Origin of the sequence: Pedobacter psychrophilus, from assembly GCF_001652725.1 — a bacterium.
Taxonomy (GTDB): domain Bacteria; phylum Bacteroidota; class Bacteroidia; order Sphingobacteriales; family Sphingobacteriaceae; genus Pseudopedobacter; species Pseudopedobacter psychrophilus.
This window is the reverse complement of sequence record NZ_LWHJ01000027.1, coordinates 425,036-449,109: the sequence shown is the minus strand read 5'-3', so window position 1 is coordinate 449,109 and position 24,074 is coordinate 425,036. Positions and strand designations below refer to the sequence as shown.

At 33.0% G+C, this 24,074-nt stretch carries 19 protein-coding genes; 16 read left to right on the top strand and 3 right to left on the bottom strand.

Going from position 1 to position 24,074, the window contains the following annotated elements; translation table 11 throughout:
• The first annotated feature begins 605 nt into the window (after positions 1–605).
• Positions 606–1,511: an SDR family oxidoreductase gene (locus A5893_RS10400; protein WP_068822488.1), complete on the top strand. Its 906-nt coding sequence runs from the start codon at positions 606–608 to the stop codon at positions 1,509–1,511.
• Positions 1,512–1,590: 79 nt separating this feature from the next.
• Here the strand turns inward: A5893_RS10400 and A5893_RS10395 are convergent, their stop codons facing one another.
• Together A5893_RS10395 and A5893_RS10390 are read right to left on the bottom strand one after the other, a co-directional pair.
• On the bottom strand, positions 1,591–2,640 hold the full coding sequence (locus A5893_RS10395) for a glycoside hydrolase family 113 (RefSeq protein WP_068822487.1): 1,050 nt from the start codon (positions 2,638–2,640) through the stop codon (positions 1,591–1,593).
• Positions 2,621–3,472, bottom strand: a complete 852-nt coding sequence (locus A5893_RS10390) for a hypothetical protein (RefSeq protein WP_068822486.1) — start codon at positions 3,470–3,472, stop codon at positions 2,621–2,623. The genes A5893_RS10395 and A5893_RS10390 overlap by 20 nt, the downstream gene beginning before the upstream one ends.
• A gap of 258 nt (positions 3,473–3,730) precedes the next feature.
• Between A5893_RS10390 and A5893_RS10385 the strand changes: the two genes are divergently transcribed.
• From A5893_RS10385 to purE, 10 genes are all read left to right on the top strand, one after another.
• Entirely contained in the window at positions 3,731–6,439 is a 2,709-nt protein-coding gene (locus A5893_RS10385) for a carboxypeptidase-like regulatory domain-containing protein (protein ID WP_068822485.1), read from the top strand.
• A gap of 76 nt (positions 6,440–6,515) precedes the next feature.
• A complete protein-coding gene (locus tag A5893_RS10380) occupies positions 6,516–7,478 on the top strand; it encodes a WG repeat-containing protein (protein WP_068822484.1) in 963 nt (320 codons plus the stop codon).
• A gap of 229 nt (positions 7,479–7,707) precedes the next feature.
• Positions 7,708–8,106, top strand: coding sequence for a DUF4348 domain-containing protein (locus A5893_RS10375; RefSeq protein ID WP_068822483.1), 399 nt, complete (start codon positions 7,708–7,710; stop codon positions 8,104–8,106).
• Between the two features lie 171 nt (positions 8,107–8,277).
• Positions 8,278–9,285 (top strand): phosphotransferase, encoded by a 1,008-nt coding sequence (locus A5893_RS10370; RefSeq protein WP_068822482.1) that lies wholly within the window; start codon positions 8,278–8,280, stop codon positions 9,283–9,285.
• Positions 9,286–9,337: 52 nt separating this feature from the next.
• A complete protein-coding gene (locus A5893_RS10365) occupies positions 9,338–9,985 on the top strand; it encodes a hypothetical protein (RefSeq protein ID WP_068822481.1) in 648 nt (215 codons plus the stop codon).
• A 237-nt stretch (positions 9,986–10,222) separates the two neighbouring features.
• Positions 10,223–10,435, top strand: a complete 213-nt coding sequence (locus A5893_RS10360; RefSeq protein WP_157687541.1) for a putative signal transducing protein — start codon at positions 10,223–10,225, stop codon at positions 10,433–10,435.
• 82 nt (positions 10,436–10,517) lie between these two features.
• Entirely contained in the window at positions 10,518–11,738 is a 1,221-nt protein-coding gene (locus A5893_RS10355) for a DUF2254 domain-containing protein (RefSeq protein WP_068822479.1), read from the top strand.
• A gap of 120 nt (positions 11,739–11,858) precedes the next feature.
• Positions 11,859–15,107 carry an amidohydrolase family protein gene (locus A5893_RS10350; protein ID WP_068822478.1) on the top strand — a complete coding sequence of 1,083 codons (3,249 nt, stop codon included), beginning with the start codon at positions 11,859–11,861 and terminating at the stop codon, positions 15,105–15,107.
• 243 nt (positions 15,108–15,350) lie between these two features.
• Positions 15,351–16,484, top strand: a complete 1,134-nt coding sequence (locus A5893_RS10345; protein WP_068822477.1) for a 5-(carboxyamino)imidazole ribonucleotide synthase — start codon at positions 15,351–15,353, stop codon at positions 16,482–16,484.
• Between the two features lie 147 nt (positions 16,485–16,631).
• Positions 16,632–17,135, top strand: coding sequence for a 5-(carboxyamino)imidazole ribonucleotide mutase (purE, locus tag A5893_RS10340; protein WP_068822567.1), 504 nt, complete (start codon positions 16,632–16,634; stop codon positions 17,133–17,135).
• A gap of 284 nt (positions 17,136–17,419) precedes the next feature.
• Here purE and A5893_RS10335 read toward each other — a convergent pair whose 3' ends face one another.
• Positions 17,420–17,983: a YqgE/AlgH family protein gene (locus tag A5893_RS10335; protein WP_068822476.1), complete on the bottom strand. Its 564-nt coding sequence runs from the start codon at positions 17,981–17,983 to the stop codon at positions 17,420–17,422.
• A gap of 128 nt (positions 17,984–18,111) precedes the next feature.
• On the opposite strand from A5893_RS10335, the gene pdxH reads away from it, so the two are divergent.
• The 5 genes from pdxH to A5893_RS10310 all read left to right on the top strand — a co-directional run bounded on the left by pdxH (position 18,112) and on the right by A5893_RS10310 (position 23,911).
• Positions 18,112–18,765, top strand: a complete 654-nt coding sequence (gene pdxH, locus A5893_RS10330) for a pyridoxamine 5'-phosphate oxidase (protein ID WP_068822475.1) — start codon at positions 18,112–18,114, stop codon at positions 18,763–18,765.
• Positions 18,738–19,262, top strand: coding sequence for an NADH-quinone oxidoreductase subunit C (locus A5893_RS10325; RefSeq protein ID WP_394330783.1), 525 nt, complete (start codon positions 18,738–18,740; stop codon positions 19,260–19,262). Before pdxH ends, A5893_RS10325 begins: the two co-directional genes overlap by 28 nt.
• A gap of 84 nt (positions 19,263–19,346) precedes the next feature.
• Positions 19,347–20,471 carry an NADH-quinone oxidoreductase subunit D gene (locus A5893_RS10320; RefSeq protein ID WP_232456841.1) on the top strand — a complete coding sequence of 375 codons (1,125 nt, stop codon included), beginning with the start codon at positions 19,347–19,349 and terminating at the stop codon, positions 20,469–20,471.
• 51 nt (positions 20,472–20,522) lie between these two features.
• On the top strand, positions 20,523–21,416 hold the full coding sequence (locus A5893_RS10315) for a carboxypeptidase-like regulatory domain-containing protein (RefSeq protein ID WP_068822473.1): 894 nt from the start codon (positions 20,523–20,525) through the stop codon (positions 21,414–21,416).
• Positions 21,417–21,928: 512 nt separating this feature from the next.
• A complete protein-coding gene (locus A5893_RS10310; RefSeq protein ID WP_068822472.1) occupies positions 21,929–23,911 on the top strand; it encodes a DEAD/DEAH box helicase in 1,983 nt (660 codons plus the stop codon).
• The last annotated feature ends 163 nt before the right edge of the window (positions 23,912–24,074 follow it).

Here is a 24,074-nt window from a genome sequence, read left to right as displayed (position 1 = left end):
TAGGCTTTGAAGATTTGATGCGCAAGTTATAGAAAATGCTTGTTGAGATGGATTAAATGTTATTCAAATCCTTTGTATTTATCCACAAATTATCTGAATCTTGATTTACTCGATTTTAGGATAAACCAGATTTGAATTAAACAATTTACTAAATATCCATCATACAAGAATCCTGAAAATCCTTTAATCCTGAAAATCGGGATTCAGAATATTGCCGATATCTTTTATTTGTCTGAATCTTGATTTGCTTGATTTTAGGATAAAATTATCTGAATCTTGATTTGCAGGATTTTAAGATAAAATTGGCTGAATCTTGATTTACTCGATTTTAGGATAAAAAGGATTTGATTGATTTTGCGCTTAAAAGGATTTGAATAAAATTTCTATACTAAATATCCATCATACAAGAATCTTGAAAATCGGGATTCAGACTTTTGCGTTAACGATAGAAGCGATATCCTTTTGCTCTTGCCAATTTGCAAATAGCAAAAAAAGATTTAGCGGATAGCGTGTTAAAACGCCCAAATAATATTTAACACGATATTACATCAATTTTAAAAAGGCATGAATTTTGAAATTCTCAATGACATCGAATTATAAAAAACATGAAAACAGAAAATCAAAAAACCAAGAAATTAGAAAATCCACAAACTAAATATCCTCAGCCACCTTTTAAAGGTCAGTTGCAAGATTGGCCAGGTTTAGCAAGTAAAATGAAACCCGTACCAGATCATGGCGAAAAAAGTTATAAAGGTTCTGGAAGATTGGCTGGCAGAAAAGCTTTAATTACAGGCGGAGATTCTGGAATGGGAAGAGCGGCTGCAATTGCTTACGCTCGTGAAGGTGCTGATGTTGCCATCAATTATCACCCATTAGAAGAGGAAGATGCTAAGGAAGTAATCGCATTAATTGAAGCTGAAGGAAGAAAAGCATTTGCAATTCCGGGAGATTTGATGGACAAAGATTTTTGTAAGCAATTGGTAAAAGAAGCGGTGAAAAAGTTAGATGGATTGGATATTTTAGTAAGTAATGCTGGAAGACAACAAGCGCATGATTCTATATTAGATATTTCTGATGAGGATTTTGATGCCACCATAAAGACCAATATTTATGCGCCGTTTTATATCATAAAAGCGGCATTACCTCATTTGGTAGAAGGTTCTAGTATTATTGCAAGCACATCTGAACAGGCAACCGACCCTACAAAAGATTTGTATGATTATGCACAAACAAAAGCTGCAACAACAAATTTTGTAAAATCTTTAGCTAAGCAATTGGCAGATAAAGGGATTAGGGTAAACGGCGTTGCACCCGGACCAGTTTGGACACCTTTGCAGGTTAGTGGTGGCGCATCACAGGAAAAATTAAAACAATTTGGCGGCAAAACTCCTTTAAAAAGACCGGGACAACCTGCCGAACTAGCTTCTATTTATGTGCAATTGGCGGATAATGATGCTAGTTATACAACAGGACATATTTATGGTGCGGCTGGCGGAGCTGGTCAGCCTTAAGTTTTACCTATTATATTAAAAAACCATTGTTCAATAACGAGCAATGGTTTTTTTAGTTTATGGGGAGATTTATTAAATTTTATTTCCCATAATATTGCGTCATGATATCCTGAGCGGGTTTATTTTGCGGTGTCCAATCATGGTTACTTGTTGGGTCTAACCTTCTAAATGATGTATACCATTTCCATGCAAAACCTCCGGCAAACCATTTCTCGTTCCATAAACTTCTAAATAAAGCATCATAAGCATTTGCCTGACCCTGATTATTTATTGGTCGTTCTTGATATTCCATTTCCCAACTTCGCCATGCGGCTTGGTCCATACTTCGATATCCATATTCTGTAAATAAAATTGGCTTTCCCTCTTTTAAACTAAATTGTTTTAATTGCTGCTTTACAGGTCCCCAGGCTTTAACTAAATCTGCTGTTTTTGGAGTTACCGCATCAGAAAGCGGAAAGTAACCGCTCATTCCTATTAAATCTAAATCTTTCCAAAATTCTACGTCTTTGTAATCATCCCAATTGGCACAATAAGTTAGTTTGCCTTTGTATACTTTTCTAATATCTTTAATTAGCTGCACCCAATAAGATGGCCGTTTTTGTACTGCTTTTTTATATTCGGTACCAATACAAAATAGATCGACTTTTTCTTCTGCAGCGAGTTTAACAAAAGACATAATGTAAGCTTCGTAATCTGTTTCCCAAATTTTCCAATCTTCTTCTTTTTCTAAATCAAAATCCCCAATCCATCCACTTTGTGTCCAAACCTGAGGCTTAATCATCACCTTTAAACCAGCTTCATGTGCTTGTTTAATGTTAACCCTTACCCCTTCAATGCTTTCTCCCCAATATTGTCTCCCGTTTCCAAAATATACTTTTGGCTCGTTTGCTTTTGTAAATGCATAAGGGATTAGCGCCACATAATTGGCATTTATTTTTTGCAATTCGCCTGTCCAGCTGCTATCAATTTGCCTTGGAGAAGCGGTAAGACTTACACCTCCAATTTTATTAGAAATTGGATTATAATTTTTATCAACTATAATATTATCTTTTTTTTGCGATTCTGCGCTGTTGCAGGCAAAAAGGAAAACCAGGAAAATAAGGATGTATTTAGTGTTGCCAGTAAGCATATCTAGAGGTTTGTTTAAGTGTTAAGTTCAGTCCGTCCCAGGTGTTTTGTTTTAATAATAGATTTGGATATGATTTTTGAAAATAATAAACGTTGGTTTTATTTGGCTCAAGCGTTACGGTAACTTTCCAGGTTGCTTGTGCTAAAATGTCGTTATTTCCATCGCTAACATTTAATTTGGCTTTATAAATTTCAAGATTGCCTACCTTGTTTGTAATCTGACTTTCTAAGATATTAGCATCAAAACTTAAACCTGCTTTAAAATTTAAACTTCTTAAAGTGTAACTTAATTGATCTTCAAATAAATTTTCTGTAGCTATATTTTTCTCACCATCGCCTTCATTATCAAAATAAGAATGGTAATTCATTACGTATTGATTACCGTTGTTTAAATATTCTTTATAAGTGTTACCACACCACTCTTGCGAACTGGTAGTCATTTTATCCATTTCCCAGGGTTTATCAAAATAAAAAAACATCGAACTTAAATAATGATATGGATAGTTATCTGTTTTTATACTTGCAAAGGCGTTCAGCTTCATTACTTTATATAAATCCTTACGTTTATAATCATCAGTTTTAACTCTAAATTCTTTGTTAAAATCTTCTGCTACAGTGATATAAGTATAATCGAAATTTCGCTGTTTCTTGTAAACAGTTTTTTGAGCGTCGTAAGTTGCTACCTCCGCCAAGCCATCATACCAAAGCTTGTTATTTGCCCAATCTTTATTAAAGTTTTGGCTTAAAGCCGATGGTTTTTCTTGTTTGCTACTAGATTGATCAGTACAAGCAACCAATAAAATGCTTATCACTAAATATGGATAAAACTTCATGTTATAATTGGGTTCTTTATTAGAAATAATTGTTAAAAATATAAATTAAAAAAATGAAGCATCATCCATTTAAGAAAAGATACGACATTATTACAAATTGGTTTTGATAATGATTTAAGTTTACTGTAAAATTTTAGTTCAATTTAATAATATAATACTTGCTTCTCTGTTTGAAATGTTAAAAAAAACTAAATTTTATTTTAAAGGCTGATATTTTTAATTTAAAAACTAAATTTAAAAACTTACATATTTTACAGGATGAATAGCTTCAAGATTTACTTTTTTATATTTATTTCCATTTTATCATTTAAAGGATTTAGTCAGACAAATAACATCACCCTAAAAGAATTAGCAGATAAAAAAGCCAAGCAATCTTATGATTTCCCGTCAGAGAAAACCTATTTGCAATTTGATAAACCCTACTATGCAGTTGGTGATACCATTTGGTTTAAGGCTTATGTTACTTTAGAAAACCATTTGCCCTCTCCTATCAGCAAAATTTTATATGTCGATTTAATTAACCAAAAAGATTCTTTGGTAGAAAGTTTAAAGATTCCAATTAAAAATAGTGTAGGAACAGGAAGTTTTCTATTGGCTTATCCTAATTTTAAAGAAGGTAATTATCATTTAAGGGCTTATACCAAATGGATGTTAAACTTTGGGGAGTCTTACTTTTTTAAGAAAAACATTTTAGTCGGAAACGCTTTGAGTAAGACTTTAAATACACAAATCAATTTTGATGGAAGTGTAAATGATAAATCTCAAAACGTAAAAAGTAAGATTATTTTTAAGGATGAATATGGTAAAGTTTTAGCTAACAAAAAAGTAAGTTGGGAAGCAACAGCAGATTATGAAAGGGTTGCCAAAGGAAAAGAAACTACCAATGCAAAAGGAGAAATTTTATTCAACTTTAGCGCTGATAATAAAGTTGCGCTCAACACAGGAATCTTAACCACATCTTTGGATGCAGGGGATAATAGAATTTTAAACGCCACTTTTCCACTTAAAACCGCCATTTTAGATTACGACCTTCAGTTTTTTCCAGAAGGAGGAGATTTAATTGATGGCCTACCTACAAAAGTTGCTTTCAAAGCGTTACAATCTGATGGTTTAGGCGCTGGTTTTACAGGTAAAATTGTTGATGAACAAGGTGCAGAAGTTTCTAAAATAAGTCCCACTCATTTAGGGATGGGTAATTTTGAAATCACTCCCTCAAAAGGAAAAAAATATTTTGCTAATGTAGTCTTCCCAAATGGCAAACAAAAAAACATCCCTTTACCCATAGTTAAGGATGAAGGTATTGCCTTAACTACCCAAATTATTGGAGATAGTTTAAACATCAAAATCAATCCAAACGACACTTATTTACAGAACAACAGAAATCAGGTTTTTTACATTGTTGCACAAAACAGTAAAATACTTTTTTACGCTGCACAAAGTACATTAAGGATAAAAAATTATTCGATTAACATACCAATAGTTAGATTACCCACAGGTATTTTACAAGTCTCTTTGTTAAATGCAGGTTTTGAACCTTTAAGCCAGCGTTTAACTTTTATCCAAAGAAATGATGATTTAAAAATCACGTTACGCCCAGACTTGCCTGCCTATAAAGGTCGATCAAAAATTAAAATAAGTATTTCTACTTCTCAAGGTATGGATATGATGGCAGGTAATTATGCGGTATCTGTTATTAATGATGCCAAAGTTCCTTTTAACGAGGATAAAGAAACATCCATTTTAAGTTATTTTTTATTGAGTTCTGATTTAGCAGGTTTTATAGAGGAGCCTAACTATTATTTTCATCATGTTGATGCAAAAAAAATTATTGATTTAGATAATCTAATGCTTACCCAGGGCTATACAAAATTTGTATATAAAGATATTGCGACTGACAAGAAATTTGACATTTTAGCTTTCCCGGAAGGAAGCATGGCAATTACGGGAACCATCAGAAAAAGAGATGGAATGCCCTTAGAAAATGGTAGAATTTTGTTTCAAATACCCGATAAATTTTTTAATACTACAGGCACTACAGATAAGGAAGGGCGTTTTAAATTCGAAAATTTAATTTTTAAAGATTCTTCAGAAGTTATAATTAACGCCAGAAATAACCTAAATTCAAAAGACTTAAGAATAGCTGTAGATGGCGAAGCATTTCCTTCTATTTATAAAAACATTAATACTGCAAATGATGTCTTAAATATTGATAGTGCTTTAGAAACCTATCTTAAAAACAGCAAAATTGAGCATCAAAGTGCATTTTTATTAAGGGAAGTTGTGGTAAAAGCAGCCGCAGTAAAAAAAATTGATCACACTGATTATTCAGCGTTAACTGGCTTAAACCCAATAGCAGATAGGCAAGTTGATGGTAAACAATTTGAAGGATGTAATATTTTACTTAATTGCCTAGCAAGCGCTGGCTTAACCTATTTAGACCAACAATTGTACCTTTCAAAAAATTATAACCAAGGTTTAAAAGTCCCTATAGAGATTTACGTAAACGGATTACAAGTTGATGTAAATTATTTAGCAAGTCTTGATGGAAAAGGAATTGATAACATAGAAATATTTAATAATGACGGACTTTCGGGAATAAACAGGCTAAATGGTACAAGTGGTGTAGTTTCTATCAATATGAAAGAATTAAAGAAAACACCAGTTACCAAAGACCAGTTAAAAGAGCTTTTCCCTCCAAATAATGTTTTAACATTAACTCCAAAAGGATATGCTGTAGAACGCCAGTTTTATAGTCCTAAATTTGCTGGACCAAAATCCAGTTTACAAGCCCAGGATAACCGCACAACTATTTATTGGAATCCTTTTGTGGTAACGGATAAAGAAGGTAAAGGAAGTTTTGAGTTTTTTAATAGCGACGATAAAGGTCCTTATAAAATCACCATTGAAGGTATTGATGCAAATGGAAATATTGGGAGAGGAATTTATACTTACGAATTGAGGCAGTAAGTATTTTGCGAGGTGATAACTTAAAAACCCCTGATATATACAAGTTAGCGGCAACTTTAGACGACACAACATAAATATGAACGACAATTTATTTCAAGTTACAAAAGACGGTAAATCTGGTTTCATTAACGACAAGGGACAAATAGTAATTGACTTGACGTTTGACGGTGTTTCTTCTTTTTCCGAAGGACTTGCAAGGATTTTCGTTGACGACAAAGTTGGTTTCATTGACAAGCAAGGAAACATTCAAGTTGAACCCAAGTTTGACACAGTTTCAGGTTTTTCGGAAGGTATGGCATATGCAACCATAGGAGACAAATACGGTTACATTGACAAATCAGGTAATTTTATTATTGAACCAATGTTTTATCGTTGTTGGGCTTTTGAAAATGGTTATGCTCTTGTTATGCAAGAAGTTGTTTCAACAGGTTGTTTTATTGACAATTTTGGTACTATCAAACTAAACGGCAGAAATTTTCTTGTTTCAAAGTATAGCGAAGGACTAATAAATTGTTCGGAACGTGGAGATTGGGGCCACATTGACATCAACGGCAATTTTATTATCCCACCAAATTACAAATACACAAGAGAATTTTCAGAAGGTAAAGCAGCAATTGCACCGAAAAAAATAAATGGCAAAGCAAACAGAAAAGACCTATATGCTTTTATTAATAAAGGCAATGAGATTATAATTCCACCATTATTTACTGGTGCTGACATTCATTTTTCAGAAGGAATGTGTGCAGTTTTTGACAGTGGATATGGTTACATTAATGCTAAGGGACAACTAATAATTCCTTGCGATCTTTGTTTGGGTCAGCATTTTTCAGAAGGACTTGCTGTTATAAAAGAAGACGCCAAAATTAAAAAATATGGCTACATTGATAAAACAGGAACAATAGCAATTAAACCAACTTTTACACTGGCAGAAAGTTTTAAAAATGGACTTGCATCAGTGACAATTGGAAAAAAATATGAAGAATTTAAACACGGCTACATTGACAAAAGTGGAAACTATATTTGGGAACCGACAAGATAAAAAAGCAGCCGCTAACCACAAGTTTGTAAAAAAATGGCTGACCTGCTTAAACTCAATTTATACAAATTAATTAAGTTTATGCAAGCTGAAATTGGTACTGCTTTAATGCCATTTCTGCACAAACTTGCAAAACGTTAGCGGTATTTATAAAGACATGCTAAAACGACATTTCATAATAAGCATCTTAATATGTGTTTTCTTGAACGCCTGTAACAGCAATTCAACAAATTTGAAAAGCCAGAACTATGCTGAAAAGCAAACTGTTACTTTCCCGACCAAAGAGAAAGTTGACAACGATTTCAACGATTTTCTAATAAAATTTAGTAGCGACACATCTTTTCAAAAAAGCAGAACTAAATTTCCTCTAAAAATTAATTGGTACGACATTGAAAAAGACAAAGACTCTTTAATTTACAAAGATGTATCGGACTTTGAAATGATGGATTTTCGAAAGAAAAAATCTAAAGGTCAATATGACCAATGGGAACAGAAAATATTGGTCGACAAAGATAATACATCTGCAATAATCGAAATCCGCGGAATCGAAAATGGCATTATGGTGGACTACTTATTTAAAAAGATAAAAAATGTATGGATGATTATTGAAATACGAGACGGCTCAACATAACTGGTGCTAACAGCAAATTTGCACAAAAATGGCTGACGGTGGTTTACGTCAATTCATCAGTTATTTATTTAAATATAATGCTATATTATAATGGTTTTGCTTGTAATGCCATTTCTGCGCAAATTAGCAAAGCGCTAGGTAAAATTTTACTACAGAAAACAAAGTAAACCAATGACAAATTTTCCAGTAACAAATTCTAATCTTTCAGCAACACATCTTGGACTGTTTTTACAGGAAAAATATTCTTTAAGCAAAGAAACCAAATGCCAATTAATAAAGGCGGGGATTAATGACACCTATTTGGTAACGGATAATTTAGACAAATTTATATTTAGAGTTTATAGTTTGAATTGGCGTTCAAAAACTGAGATTAACGAAGAAATTAAACTGCTAAATCAACTAAAAGAAAATGAAATTTCAATCTCTTTTCCGCTATCAGACAAAGAAAATAATTACATACAAACATTAAATGCTCCAGAAGGCGACAGGTTTGCTGTACTTTTTACTTTTGCAAGTGGTGAAAAGCTGCATATAATTTCGCAGGAAACACATTTCCAAATTGGAAAACTTATGGCTAACCTTCATAAGATAACCATTAATCAGCAGGTAAACCGTATAGACTACTCTCCAGAAGTAATTCTTATTGACTCCCTAAAAAAAATATCATCTTTTTTGACAAATGATACAGAAGAAATGAACTTTATGAAATCGGCTCAAACAAATTTGTTAGCCGAGTTTGAAAATGCAAACATTTCACAAATTCGACAGGGGATTGTTCATCTTGATATTTGGTTTGACAATCTAAACATAACAAGCGATAATAAAGTAACAATATTTGATTTTGATTTCTGTGGAAACGGTTGGTTATGCTTAGACATTGCTTACTATATTTTGCAACTACATAACGTTGAGAAATATGAAGTAAAAGATTATCAACCCAAAGTTGAAAGCTTTATTAAAGGCTACGAATCTGTAACACCAATAAGTGGAGAAGAAAAGCGACTAATTCCAATGCTTGGAGTAAGCTTATACTTTTTCTATTTAGGTGTTCAATGCCAGCGATACGACAATTGGTCAAACTCCTTTTTAAGTGAGAACTATTTGAAAAGATTTATCAACGGACTTGTTAAAAAATATTATAATATTTATAAACTGGGGGAAAATAAAAAAAGTGTCTAACAGGCATTTGGCAAATCGTTACCAGTTATTTTAAAGAGAATAGAAATCAACAATGAAACAACTTTTACTTTTACTATTTTTTTTCACTTTTTTGAAAGCGGCACAAAGTCAGACCAAACTAAATACTGACACTTTAAAAGTATACGAATTCTCCGTAAGTGAATATCCACAGAAAGTTAAACTAGTAGAATTTCAAAACAAAAGCTATAAAGGATTAATAACAACTCCTTTCTATCAAGGACGATTTACAAATAATGGCTTTTTCAAAAGACTTTGGAAGAATATTTGGAACAATCAACCTACAGGAAAAATTATTGATAGTATAGAAATAAGTCCCAGATTGACAATGAATTTAATGAATGAACTGAAACTTGAGGGTATTGAAACAATCAAAGATTGTGAAGATGACAAAGATTGTAATGATAGATATTTTTTGGATGGAAGTTCAGTTAGTTTTAAAATATCTACAGACTCTTTGAAAAGGTCCTATGGATTTAAAGAAATACATCCTAATAACTCGAACAATACTGAAAATACAGAATTAAGAAATCAAGCTCAAAAATTAGTTACTACCATATATGAGAGTTTAAATTTTAAATATCAATTTGAGCAAAGCAAAGAAAGACTTCCAAAAGGATATTATTTTTATATTAGAAGTGGTAATTCATTTATCGAATTTTATAGTAGGAAAGGAAAATAAAATGACAAAACTACTGCTGGTAACAGCAACAATAAAAACTACAAGTAGACCTTTTAAAGTCAAAACAACTTTTAAAACCACTTATGGTTAACCTCAATTTGAAGTTTATTAAAAAAAAGCAAAGATCAAACAAAATCTAAAAATCGTACCTACTATATAATTACAAATAATGCTATGCAAAATCAAGACGACATTTTATCGGTAGAAGTATTTTCCGGGGCACTTTGGCAATCCACAATGGTGAAAAATATATTAATCGATAATAACGTAAAAGCATTTCTTGAGAATGAATTAATGGGAACCGTTGCGCCTTGGAGGGTTACATCAGGTGGATTTAATCCTGTCAGAGTAATCGTATCAAATCTGGATTATGAAGCATCTATCAAACTAATTGAAGAGTTTAACAATAGCGAACCTCAAGAAGAAACTGACGATTGGCAGCAAGAATAATTAAATGATTAAAAAATTCTTAAAGCTAGGCAATTAATTATTTGGACAAATTATTGCTTTCCCTATCGCACAACAACAATTTATGTTCAATAAAATTAAATATTGGTTTAAAAGCCATTTGAATAAAATTCTTAACAGCATTTCATTTTATCCTGCCGTTATAGGACTTTTATTTTTGGTTTTAGCTATCCTAATGATGGGATTTGATTTTTCCCTACAAGGAAAACAATTTAAATCCCAAATAGATTGGCTTAACATAAAAGATGCAACCACTGCCAGAAGTATCATTTCAGCAATTGCGGCAGGCATTATCTCATTAGCGGTTTTTAGTTTTTCTATGGTGATGATTATCCTAAATCAGGCAGCATCACAGATGAGTAACCGAGTTTTAGATAAATTGATAGGTAATCGTTTTCAGCAAATTGTATTAGGAATTTATATAGGAACCATTGTTTACGCTTTCTTTTTATTAAGTACCATTCGTGATATAGATTCTGGGCTGTATATCCCATCATTAAGTACATATCTTCTTATTTTAATTACAATTTTCGATATTTTCTTATTCATCTATTTCTTGCATTATATTACGCAATCTGTTAAGTATGATGTAATTATTAAAAAAGTTTTCGATAATACTTATGATGTAATGAAAGATGATTGCACTGTAAAAGAACATACTTCTGTTACAATAAAATTTGCTCAAAAATTTGAGATCAAAACTTTACAAGCTGGAATTTATGAGGGGTTTGATAAAAATAGCTTGCTGCATATTTGTGAAAAACACAATTGCATGGTAAATATTTTGAGAGCTCCTGGAAGCTCACTTCTCAAAAATATAGTTATCGCAAATGTTGATGTCGACTTAGATCAAGAAATTAAAAAAGATATTGCTGATTGTTTCTTTTTGCATAAATCAGAATCTATAGAAGAGAATTATTTTTATGGCTTTAGGCAATTAACAGAAATTGCACTTAAGGCATTAAGTCCAGGAATTAATGATCCTGCAACCGCAATTATCAGTTTACGATCTTTATTTGAATTATACAGCTTTCAAATTGTTAACTTTTCTAAATTGCTTTTTACCAATAAAAATGGCGAAGCTAAAATCCTTTTAAAAGGATTAAGTTTTGATGATATCTTTATTGAAACCATAATCCCAATCTGGAATTATGGTAAAAATGACAGGATGATCCAAAAAGAATTATTGTCTTTACTACCTCAATTACTCTCAATTTCAGAAAACGAAAAAGTAACACAATTCTTAAATGTGGTAAAGGAAAAAGCTAAAGAAAATATCTTTTAATGATTGAAAAAAATATTGTTAATTGAAAATTTATAATCCTGATTTTCTTAAAATCCTGAAAATCCTAATTCAGACAAAATTTAAAATTATTAAATTGCGGATTGTAATATATCCTCAATCATGAATAAAAATATCATAACCACTTTAATATTCACATTTTTAACGGTATTTACTTTTGCACAAGACAAAGACAAATGGGATGTTGAAAAACCAACCGGACCTTCAAAATCTGTAAATTTTAGTACTGATGAAGGTACTTATATGAATGTGGATGTGAGCCCAGATGGAAAAAACATTGTTTTTGATTTATTAGGTGATATTTATAAAATGCCAATTTCAGGTGGCAATGCTACCTTGCTTTCTGGCGGAATGGCTTTTGAAGTTCAACCTCGTTTCTCGCCTGATGGTAAGTACATTTCTTACACAAGCGATAAAAATAGTGGGGATAATATTTGGGTGATGGATGCAGATGGTAAAAACCAACGAGCCATCACTAAAGAAAATTTCAGATTACTTAACAACGCCGTTTGGACATCAGATAGCAAATATATAATTGCTAGAAAACATTTTACAGGTACTCGCTCTTTAGGTGCTGGTGAGCTTTGGATGTATCACATTGCTGGTGGTTTAGATGGTATCCAACTTACCAAAAGAAAAAACGACCAACAAGATTTGGGCGAACCTTGGGTTTCTTCAAATGGAAAATATGTTTATTACAGTGAAGATGTGAGCGATGGTCCAAATTTTCAATACAATAAAGACCCTAATACAGAAATTTATGCCATAAAAAGATTAAACCTTACAACTTCAGAAACAGAAAAAGTTGCTGGTGGATCTGGCGGTGCTGTACGTCCACAAGTTTCTCCTGATGGTACAATGATGGCTTTTGTAAAAAGAGATAGGTTAAAATCTGTACTTTATATACAAAACTTAAATACCGGAGAAGAATATCCTGTTTATAACGATTTATCAAAAGACCAACAAGAAGCATGGGCAATATTTGGGGTTTATCCTAATTTTAATTGGTTGCCAGATAATCGCACTCTTATTTTTTATGCTAAGGGCAAAATTAGAAAAGTAGATATCATTACTTTATATTCTGAAGTAATTCCTTTTAATGTAGAAGTAAAACAAACTGTTCAAGATGCTTTGCATTTTCCTCAAAAAGTGTTTTCAGATAACATCGATATTAAAATGATACGCCAACTGGTAACCTCTCCGGATGGTAAAAAAGTGGTTTTTAATGCTGCAGGATTTTTATACATCAAAGAATTACCTAATGGAAAACCAACACGTTTAACAAACGGAAAAGATTGGGAATTTGAGCCAAGCTTTAGCGCTGATGGAAATTATATTGTTTTCACCACCTGGAATGATGAACAACGTGGCGCTATTTTAAAATATGATTTTAAAAGCAAAAAAACAAGCTCAGTGACTAATGAGCGAGGCTTTTATTACTCCCCAAAATTTAATAATAAAGGAAATTTAATTGTTTACAGGAAAGGGGTTGGAAATAATGTTTTGGGATATATTTATGGAAAAAATCCTGGGATTTATACCATTCAGCCTAATTACGGCACTCCAAAATTTATCAGCAAAGAGGGTATAAAACCTTCTTTTAACAGCACTGATGATCGTATTTATTTTCAATCGAGCGAAAGCGGGAAAAAAGCTTTTAAAAGTTGTGATTTAGATGGTGGTAAAGTAAGAACGCTTTACACCTCTACCTATGCAAATGCTTTTATTCCGAGTCCGGATGATAAATGGTTGGCATTTAACGAACTTTTTAACGTTTATATAACTCCTTTAATTGCTACCGGAACAGCGCAAGAACTTTCAAGTAACAATAAATCTTTACCATTAAAAAAACTGACAAAAGATGCTGGGATTAATATCCATTGGAATACGGATAGCAAAACTTTACACTGGACATTGGGTCAAAAATATTTCTCGACCAAATTATCAGATGCTTTTGCTTTTGTGGATGGTGCTCCGGATAAATTACCTGCAATAGATGAAACCGGAATAGAATTAAATTTAACATTGCCTACTGATAAACCAACAGGAAGAATCGCATTTAAAAATGCAAGGATCATCACCATGGATGGTAATAGCGTAATTGAAAACGGAACAATTGTAGTTAACGAAAACAGAATTGAGAACATGGGGAATACTATTGATGTGAATATCCCTAATGATGCCAAAGTTTATGATGCTGCTGGTAAAACCATAATGCCTGGCATAATAGATGTTCATGCACATTTACCTACTAGTCCGGATGGTGTTTCCCCTCAACAAGATTGGGCTTATTACGCCAATCTAGCTTATGGCATCACCACTTCTCATGATCCATCCAGCAATACAGAAATGGTTTTTAGTCAGGCTGAGATGATTAAAGCAGGACTAATGGTTGGTCCAAGATTATATTCTACAGGTACGATTTTATATGGTGCTGATGGAGATTTTAAAGCAGTAATCAATAATTTAGATGATGCCCGCTCCCATTTAAGAAGGATGAAAGAGGTAGGTGCGTTTTCTGTTAAATCATATAATCAACCTCGTAGGGAGCAGCGTCAGCAAATTATCCAGGCAGCAAGAGAACTTAATATGGAAGTAGTGCCAGAAGGTGGTTCAACTTTTTTTACAGATATGAGCATGATTGCCGATGGGCATACCGGAATTGAACATAATATTCCAGTTATCCCCGTTTATAAAGATGTATTAAACTTTTGGAACGGTAGTAAAACTGCCTATACACCAACATTGATCGTAAGTTTTGGCTCTCAATCTGGCGAGAATTATTGGTATGATAGAACCAATGTTTGGGAAAATGAACATTTATTAAATTTTATCCCCAAAGCAATTATTGATGAAAGATCAAGAAGAAGGACGGCTTCAGAATATGGAGATTACGGACATATTGATGTTTCAAAAGCGGTTAATGATATTTCTAGAGGTGGAACAAAAATAAATTTGGGAGCACACGGACAATTACAAGGCTTGGGCGCACATTGGGAATTATGGATGTTGGCACAAGGCGGAATGAAACCCATAGATTGTATCAAATCTGCAACTATAAATGGAGCCGAATATTTGGGAATGGATAAGGAAATTGGTTCTTTAAAAATTGGAAAATTAGCAGATTTAATCGTCTTAAATTCTAATCCATTGGATGATATCCGCAATAGCGAAAACATAAAATACACCATGGTTAACGGACGTTTATACGATTCTGAAACCATGAATGAAATAGGAAATAGAGAAAAGCCTAAAGCAAGATTTTGTTGGCAAATAAGTAATGGCGAAAATTATTTTGTACCAAGCGGAAATGTAGAAACTTATACTTTTACAGTGCCAGACTGTGATTAGATATTTTAAATTATTTATTAGGGCGATTTACCCTCATAGCAAAAAAGCTAAAAAAAGGATACTCTTTAATCGATAGCGCAAAATTCTATAGAACACCGTCATGTTGACGTAAGGAGACATCTCACAAATAGGCAATAGATTAAATGAATACTTTGTTAATCAATTTTTCATTAAAATAATAATCATGATATTTGCCTCAAAAATAATCAGAATTATAGCTATTAACTCAGCTACCAATAAAAAATGAAAGTAACACAAACCAGATTAGGAATTTTAGGTGGCGGTCAATTAGGCCGTATGTTTATCCAGGCTGCAATTAATTACAATATCTCTGTTCATATATTAGATCCAGATGCCGATGCACCATGTAAAAACATCTGTGATCACTTTGAAGTCGGTTCTTTAAGCAATTATCAAACAGTTTATGATTTTGGAAAAGATCTGGATTTAATTACCATAGAAATTGAAAAAGTAAATATTGAAGCTTTAGAAGATTTAGAAAAGGAAGGAGTTATTGTTTATCCTCAACCTAGAATTATAAGGTTAATTCAGGATAAGGGTTTACAAAAACAATTTTTCAAAGAAAACGACATTCCTACCGCTCCTTTCCAATTATTTAATACAAAAGAGCAACTAATAGAAGCAAACATCAATTTCCCTTACATCCAAAAATTAAGAAAAGATGGATACGATGGAAAAGGTATTAAAAAAATTGATAACTCTAATGATTTAGATCAGGCTTTTGAACAACCATGTTTAGTTGAAAACTGGATAGATTTTGAAAAGGAAATTGCAGTAATTGTTGCTAGAAATGAAAATGGAGAAATGAAAACTTTCCCAATGGTAGAGATGGATTTTAACCCACAAGCTAATTTAGTAGAGTTTTTAATTTCACCCTCTACTTATTCGTTTGAGATTCAACAAAGAGCAGAAGACATTGCAAAGAGTATTGCTTCAAGTTTAAATATTGTTGGGATTTTAGCTGTAGAAATGTTCCTCACTGCCGACCATCAGATTTTGGTTAATGAGTTAGCTCCACGTCCTCATAACAGCGGACATCAAACTATCGAGGGAAATTTTACTTCACAGTTTGAACAGCATTTAAGGGCAATTTTTAATCTGCCTTTAGGCGATACCCGCTCTATCACAAATGCAATAATGGTAAATTTATTGGGAGAAAGTGGACATGAAGGAGTTGCAGAATATAAAGGTTTAGAAAAAGTTTTGGAGAAAGACGGTGTTTACGTTCACCTTTATGGAAAGAAATACACAAAACCTTTTCGTAAAATGGGACATGTAACCATTATTGATGAAGACAGACAAAAAGCAATTGAAAAAGCGAATTTTGTTAAAGAAAACTTGAAAGTAGTTAGTTAAGGAAAATTCTCTAAATCTTGATTTGTAGGATTTTAAGATTATCAATATTAATAATTTTTTTAATTAACATTCAACTCTGTGAACTCAGTGTTCTCTGTGATTGAAAATATAAATAACTCTGTGCCCTCTGTGGTTAACAAAAAATATATGAAAGTAGGAATTATCATGGGCAGTAAATCCGATTTAGGGATTATGGAAGAAGCTGCAAACGTATTAAAAGAATTAGGTGTAGACTATGAGTTAACGGTAGTTTCCGCCCATCGCACACCAGAAAGAATGTTCGAATATGCAAGCAAAGCAGTTGAGAGAGGCTTAAAAGTGATAATTGCAGGAGCTGGCGGTGCGGCACATTTACCCGGAATGGTCGCCTCAATTACTTCATTACCAGTAATTGGCGTTCCAGTAAAATCAAGTAATTCTATCGATGGTTGGGATTCTGTTTTATCAATTTTGCAAATGCCAAACGGAATTCCAGTTGCTACTGTTGCTTTAAACGCAGCAAAAAACGCAGGAATTTTAGCAGCTCAAATTTTAGCTATCGCCGATGAAAACATCGCAAAAAACGTGATTAAATTTAAAAATGATTTAAAAGCTAAAATTGAAGAATCTGCAGAAGATTTAAAAAAAGAGGGTTTTCCATCTGAATTTTAATTTTTTCTTGCCACGAATAGCACAAATTAAACTAATTTGAATTAGATAAAATTCAAATGGTAATAAACCAAGAATCGTTTTTATCCTGAAATCCTGCAAATCAAAATTCAGACAAATATTAACCACTAATCACACAAAGCTTCAAAAAGAAGGAAAAGAATTCTTAAATTTTAATAATTAGAAAATCAAATCCTTTTTATCCTGAAATCCTGAAAATCAAGATTCAGACAGTTATTAAACCCAGTTTAGTGTTAATTAGTGAAATTAGTGGCAAAATAAAAACTCTAATTCAACCCAGGATCTTCAGGGAAATTAACAATATGTGCATATTTGATCCCCATATTGGCAACAGCTTCTTTCCAAAGGTTATAACTTTCCTCATCAAAAATCATATCGGAGTTATATTTTTTAGAAACCATCCAACTATTTAAAGCCAATTCATCATCCAGTTGATCTTTAGACCAGCCAGAATATCCGATAAAGAACTTTATTTCTGAATCCTTAATATTGTAATTATTGATTTGAATTTTTAATGGTTCAAAATCTCCTCCCCAAAATAAACCGTTTCCCAAATCCTGTCCATTTGGTATTTTATCCGGACAGTTATGAATAAAATGAAGTGTATCTGTCGCTACCGGACCACCATAATAAACTTGAAAATTAGCATCCCAACAATCTGGAATAACATCTTTTAAAAGATAATCGCTTTTTTGATTCAAAATATAGCCAACAGAACCTTCCAAAGAATGTTCTGTAATTAAAACTACTGATCTTTTAAAATTTGGGTCGCTCATAAACGGCTCCGAAATCAATAAGCTTCCTTTAGTTGGGATGTCTTTTGTTAGCATAATTCAATTAACGTTTTCAAATATAAAAAGGTTTTAAACAACTAGCATGGATTAGGCCAAGTCTTCAATAAATTCTTTATTAAAAACATTCTTTAAAACTATTTCACAATGGTTAAGTTTGTTCTATCATGAGTATCGATAAAGCAACCATACAAAACTTAAGGCAAGATTACCGTTCTGCAGCACTTTCTGAAGAAGATGCCACAGAAAACCCCTATCAATTATTTGAAAAATGGTTTACTGAAGCCCTAAATGCTGAAGTTTTAGAAGCAAATGCGATGACATTGGCTACTTGTAGTAAAAATTGTATTCCATCAGCTAGGGTAGTTTTATTAAAAGATTTTAATGAAAATGGATTTGTTTTTTACACGAATTATGAAAGTCAGAAAGGATTAGAAATTCAGGAAAACCCGTATGCAGCATTGGTGTTTTTTTGGGGAGATTTAGAGCGACAAATAAGAATTGAGGGTGTTGTAGAAAAAGTAAGTGAAGAAGAATCTACAAGTTATTTTAAATCAAGACCAAAAGGAAGTCAATTAGGTGCTTTAACTTCTCCTCAAAGTAAAAGCATTCCTAATCGCGAGTTTTTAGCAAAAAAACTAGCCCAATTAGAAAAAGAATACGAAGAAAATGAGATTATTAAACCAGAATATTGGGGCGGTTACCGTGTAATCCCAAATAAAATTGAGTTTTGGCAAGGTCGTTCCAACCGCTTACACGATCGTTTAGCATATATTCAAGCAAAAGACCAATCTTGGAAATTCGAAAGGTTGGCGCCATGATCATCAATAAAGTAAAAGAAATATTAATTGCCAAATTTGGTGATGAAGTAATAATCGCAGAAGAATTAAATCAAAAACAACCTGCTTTAATTATTAATCCCGAATTGATTGATGAGGTTTGTTTAATTTTAAGAGACCATCCAGAAACTTGGTTCGATTTTCTTTCTTGCTTAACCGGAGTTGATTATGGCGTAGAACAAAAGAAATTTGGTGTGATTTATCATTTAAGCTCCATCATCAAAAAACATCAAATCGTTTTAAAAACTTTTAAAGAAAACGATAGAGATTTAAACCAGTTACCAGTTTTCAAAAGTATAAGTGCTGTTTACAAAGCTGCCGAATGGCATGAGCGTGAAGCTTTTGATTTGTTTGGTATTTATTTTGAAAACCATCCAGATTTACGCAGAATATTATTGCCAGACGATTGGGAAGGTTATCCGCTAAGAAAAGATTACCAAACCGCCGAAAATTACCACAACATTAAAATCGATTTTTAAGTTTTGCAAGATACCTCCATATATAAATATCAAGAAGCTTTAATCAGTTATCAAGAAAAAATTAAAGCGGTTGCTTCCGAAGAAATGGTGTTGAATCTAGGTCCTCAACATCCAAGTACACACGGAGTTTTGCGTTTAGAATTAATTACCGACGGAGAAATTGTTAAAGAAGTAATCCCACATATTGGTTATTTACATCGCTGTTTTGAGAAACATGGCGAATCCCTGAATTACGCTCAGATTATTCCATATACCGATCGTATGGATTATATGGCTTCCATGAATAACAACCATGCTTTTGTAATGGGCGTTGAGCGAATGTTGGGAATAGAAAATGACATCCCAAAACGTGTAGAATATATTAGGGTTTTGGTTTGTGAGCTTAATCGTATTGCATCCCATTTAATTGCGATTGGAACTTACGGAATTGATATTGGTGCCTTCACTCCTTTTCTCTGGTGTTTTAGAGACCGCGAACATATCATGAACATGCTAGAATGGGCCTCTGGAGCAAGAATGCTTTATAATTATATTTGGGTTGGAGGATTATTTTATGATATTCCAGTTGGTTTTGAAACTCGATGTCAAGAATTTGTGGCCTATTTTAAACCTAAAATGCAGGAGCTGAATGAGCTTTTGACAGACAATCAAATCTTTATTTCTCGTACTGCAAACATCGGTATATTGCCTTTAGATGTTGCAATAAATTACGGTTGTTCTGGACCAATGTTACGTGGTTCTGGTTTAAAATATGATTTACGCAGAGTGGATGAATATTCTGTTTATCCAGAAATAGATTTTGAAATTCCTTTTGCCAAAGGCGAGATTGGCCAGGTTGGTGATTGTTGGAACCGTTATAAAGTTCGGATAGATGAGATTGAGGAGTCCTTAAAAATTATTGAGCAATGCACAGAAAAGCTAACTAAAGAACATAAACGCACTACTGAGTTCGATCCAAGAGCGTTAGTTCCTAAAAAAACGGTTCCAAAAGCACAAGATTTTTATGTGCGAGCAGAAAACCCAAAAGGTGAAATTGGTTTTTATTTTATTGCTGATGGTCGCTCAGATAAACCTTTCAGGATTAAATCCAGAGGCCCTAGTTTTTGTAACCTCTCCGTTTTACCGGAAATTTCTAAAGGGGTAATGATAGCAGATTTAGTAGCTATAATTGGTTCTTTGGATATTGTTTTGGGTGAGGTGGATAGGTAAGTATATATTAGAACTAGATTTAACTAATCTCTAATTACATTAATTTTAATGATGAAAAATGGATTTCTTTTTATATTCCTAATATTTCAATCAATTCATATTTTTGCTCAATTTACTGCAACAATTATAGATGCGAAAGACAAAAAAGGGATAGCTTATGTCAGCATTTATATTCCTGAAGAAAATATTGGAATTACTGCAGATGAAAATGGGAAATTTACTATTAAAACATCTTTAACTAGTAAGTTAATTTTTAGCGCATTAGGTTATGAAAACAAATCAGTTGCTTTCGCCGATTTAAAAGAGATAATTGAATTAAGCCCAAAATTTTTTGAATTAAATGAAATAAGAGTTTTTCCAAAGCAGATGGAAGAATTAAAAATTAACACTTTTTCAGAAACAGAAATTAAAAATTCATTTGCTTCTTCAACCGTAACTCCAACAATCTATGCTCGGTATTTCCCCTACGATACAATTTATCAACACACTCCATTTATAAAATCTATTAAAACAAGCGTTCGCAGCTTTACTAAAAACAGCATATTCAATATCAAAATTTATGGAGTTAAACACGATGGAGGTGTAGGTAAAGAATTAACAAATAAGAATATTTTAGTTAAAACCAAAAAAGGGATAATGTTTCCAATAACAGATGTTAGTAAGCTTAATATTCAATTCCCAGAAGATGGATTATTTATTGGGCTTGAAAATCTATTGTTAGAAAGCAATAAATACGATTCAAAAGAATTATTAAATTGGCCAAAAGATAAACCGTTTAGAATGCATACTTATTATTCCCCACTTTTCAATAATGTGGTTATCAAAGATAATTTTTACACTTGGGTAAATATGAATGGTCAATGGGAAATTGTTAGTAAAAATTATTCTGATAACCACATGTTTAAGTACAGCAAGTTGGCTATTGAATTAACTCTTTCAAATTAATCTTTTCTTAACTAAATTTTTTTGATAATTAAATAATTTCATTCCTGTTTTACTCTTAAATTTTTACGGCTAAGAGTTGAAATTTTTATTTTTATTTAGTTAAATATTATTTTGATGAATTGATATTTTTTGAAAAAGATTATTATCAAATAAATAGTAAAACTAATACTTTGATTAACAACATTAAGAAAAGAATTAACAGATGTTTTTATTGCGTTAACGATTGAAGCGATATCCTTTTTTTCTTTTTCAGAAAAAAAGATTTAGTGCAAAGCGTGGTAAAAACGCCACAATAATATTTGAAATAACCAAAATTAAATCATCCAATCATTACTCCTTATTTCATTCTATAATCATCATTCAAAATTCGTCAACCATTCTTTCAATAATTCCCTCATCCCTCTATCATTCGCTCCTTCACAATTCTATCATTAACATCCCCTTGCAATTCCCAAAACAAAACCCTATCTTTGCGCCCGATTTAACGATGTTGTTAAATCTTATAATTAATCATGAACCCATTCAATGAATTGGGGATCCGTGAAGATATTGTTAATGCGATAACCGAGTTAGGCTTTGAAACGCCAACTCCGATACAGGAAGGTGCCATTCCGGTTTTGTTATCAGGCAGCAACGATTTTGTCGGATTAGCCCAGACAGGAACCGGAAAGACCGCAGCATTTGGTCTTCCACTTTTAGAACTAATAGACTACAAGAAAAATTTCCCTCAAGCTTTAATTCTTTGCCCAACCCGCGAACTTTGTTTGCAGATTAGCAATGATATTAAAAATTATGCAAAAAACCTTCCTAATGCAAGTGTTGTAGCGGTATATGGCGGTGCCAATATCGTAAATCAATTACGTGATATTAAAAGAGGTGTCCAAATTGTTGTTGCTACCCCAGGTAGAATGAAAGACATTTTGAACAGAAAAGCCATTGATTTCTCTGAAGTAAGATTCGTTGTTTTAGACGAAGCTGATGAGATGTTAAATATGGGTTTTCAGGAAGATATCGATGATATTTTATCGACTACTCCAAAAACCAAAAAAACTTGGTTATTTTCTGCTACCATGCCTCGCGAAGTGAGAGCAATAGCTCAAAATTACATGACCGACCCGAAAGAGTTGACCATGGGAACCAAGAACACAGGTAACGTGAATATTGAGCATGAATATTATGTGGTGAAAGCCCGTGATAAGTATGCTGCTTTTAAACGTATTGTAGATTATAACCCAGAGATTTTCGGTATTGTATTTTGTCGTACTAAAATTGAAACGCAAGAAATTGCAGAATCTTTGGTAAAAGATGGTTACAATGCAGATGCTTTACACGGAGATTTATCTCAACAACAACGTGATAAAGTAATGAAGCGTTACCGCGATAGAAGTTTGCAATTATTAATTGCAACTGATGTTGCAGCAAGAGGTATTGATGTTAACGAAGTAACTCACGTAATCAATTACTCTTTACCAGATGAAATTGCTAACTATACACACCGAAGTGGTAGAACTGGTAGAGCAGGAAAATCTGGTATTTCTATAGCGATTATCAACTCTAGAGAGACTGGTAAAATACGTCAGATAGAAAAACAAATCGGTAAACAATTTACTAAAGCTGAAATACCTAGCGGTTTTGATGTTGTAGAAAAACAATTGTTTGGATTGATACACAAGGTAAATCAGGTTGAAGTTAATGATAGCCAAATTGACCAATATTTACCAAGAATAATGGACGAATTTGCTGATGTAAGCAAAGAAGACATTATCAAGCGTTTTGTTTCCTTAGAATTTAACAGATTCTTAGAATATTATAATACAGCCAGAGACCTTAATGCAGCAGCAGAAGAAAGAGGTGATAGAAGCGAAAGAGGTGAACGTGGAGAGCGTAGTGAAAGAGGTGGCAGAAATGCTAGTGAAGGGTTTACACGTTTGTTTATCAATTTAGGTGCGGTTGATGATTTTAGCAGAGGAGATTTATTAGGTTATATCTGTAACAATACTGGTATTACTGGTAAATCTGTTGGTAAAATTGATATGAAAGGTGTTTTCTCTTTCTTTGAAGTAGAAACTGAATTTACTGAAAAAGTAATTGAAGCATTTAAACCAATTGATTTCCACGGAAGAGACGTAAGGATAGAAATATCCGGAGAATCTACAGGTGGTGGTGAAGGTGGCGAAAGACGTGGCGGTGGCGAGAGAAGAAGCGGTGGCGGTGGCTACGGTGGTGGAGAAAGAAGAAGCGGCGGCGGTTATGGCGGTGGCGAGAGAAGAAGTGGTGGTGGCGGTTACGGCGGCGGCGGAGACAGAAGAAGTAGCGGAGGTGGACGTAGTGGTGGTGGAGAGAGAAGAAGTGGTGGTGAATCTGGCGGAAATAGCGGAGGTGGTTTCAGAGATTACTCTGGTGGCGGAAATAGAAGAAGTGAAGGCGGCAGTGGCGATTCTGGAAATAGAGGTGGATCAGGTGGTGGTGGCAGAAGACGCAGAACTGACAGTTAAGATACTGTTTATTATGTTGTTTGAGAGAGGTTTCACATTGTGGAGCCTCTTTTTTTTTGATATAATTTTTAAAACCAGACTTACGAAGTTTTAAAAACTTCGTAAGTCTTGCATCATTATATAATCTCTTTTTTATAAAATTTATAGTCATTAAAATAAGCTA

Bases quoted from the DNA above. Each gene is read 5' to 3' on its own strand.
- A5893_RS10400 (WP_068822488.1), top strand. From the start codon at position 606: ATGAAAACAGAAAATCAAAAAACCAAGAAATTAGAAAATCCACAAACT.
- A5893_RS10395 (WP_068822487.1), bottom strand. From the start codon at position 2,640: ATGCTTACTGGCAACACTAAATACATCCTTATTTTCCTGGTTTTCCTT.
- A5893_RS10390 (WP_068822486.1), bottom strand. From the start codon at position 3,472: ATGAAGTTTTATCCATATTTAGTGATAAGCATTTTATTGGTTGCTTGT.
- A5893_RS10385 (WP_068822485.1), top strand. From the start codon at position 3,731: ATGAATAGCTTCAAGATTTACTTTTTTATATTTATTTCCATTTTATCA.
- A5893_RS10380 (WP_068822484.1), top strand. From the start codon at position 6,516: ATGAACGACAATTTATTTCAAGTTACAAAAGACGGTAAATCTGGTTTC.
- A5893_RS10370 (WP_068822482.1), top strand. From the start codon at position 8,278: ATGACAAATTTTCCAGTAACAAATTCTAATCTTTCAGCAACACATCTT.
- A5893_RS10365 (WP_068822481.1), top strand. From the start codon at position 9,338: ATGAAACAACTTTTACTTTTACTATTTTTTTTCACTTTTTTGAAAGCG.
- A5893_RS10360 (WP_157687541.1), top strand. From the start codon at position 10,223: ATGGTGAAAAATATATTAATCGATAATAACGTAAAAGCATTTCTTGAG.
- A5893_RS10355 (WP_068822479.1), top strand. From the start codon at position 10,518: ATGTTCAATAAAATTAAATATTGGTTTAAAAGCCATTTGAATAAAATT.
- A5893_RS10350 (WP_068822478.1), top strand. From the start codon at position 11,859: ATGAATAAAAATATCATAACCACTTTAATATTCACATTTTTAACGGTA.
- A5893_RS10345 (WP_068822477.1), top strand. From the start codon at position 15,351: ATGAAAGTAACACAAACCAGATTAGGAATTTTAGGTGGCGGTCAATTA.
- purE (WP_068822567.1), top strand. From the start codon at position 16,632: ATGAAAGTAGGAATTATCATGGGCAGTAAATCCGATTTAGGGATTATG.
- A5893_RS10335 (WP_068822476.1), bottom strand. From the start codon at position 17,983: ATGCTAACAAAAGACATCCCAACTAAAGGAAGCTTATTGATTTCGGAG.
- pdxH (WP_068822475.1), top strand. From the start codon at position 18,112: ATGAGTATCGATAAAGCAACCATACAAAACTTAAGGCAAGATTACCGT.
- A5893_RS10320 (WP_232456841.1), top strand. From the start codon at position 19,347: ATGGTGTTGAATCTAGGTCCTCAACATCCAAGTACACACGGAGTTTTG.
- A5893_RS10315 (WP_068822473.1), top strand. From the start codon at position 20,523: ATGAAAAATGGATTTCTTTTTATATTCCTAATATTTCAATCAATTCAT.
- A5893_RS10310 (WP_068822472.1), top strand. From the start codon at position 21,929: ATGAACCCATTCAATGAATTGGGGATCCGTGAAGATATTGTTAATGCG.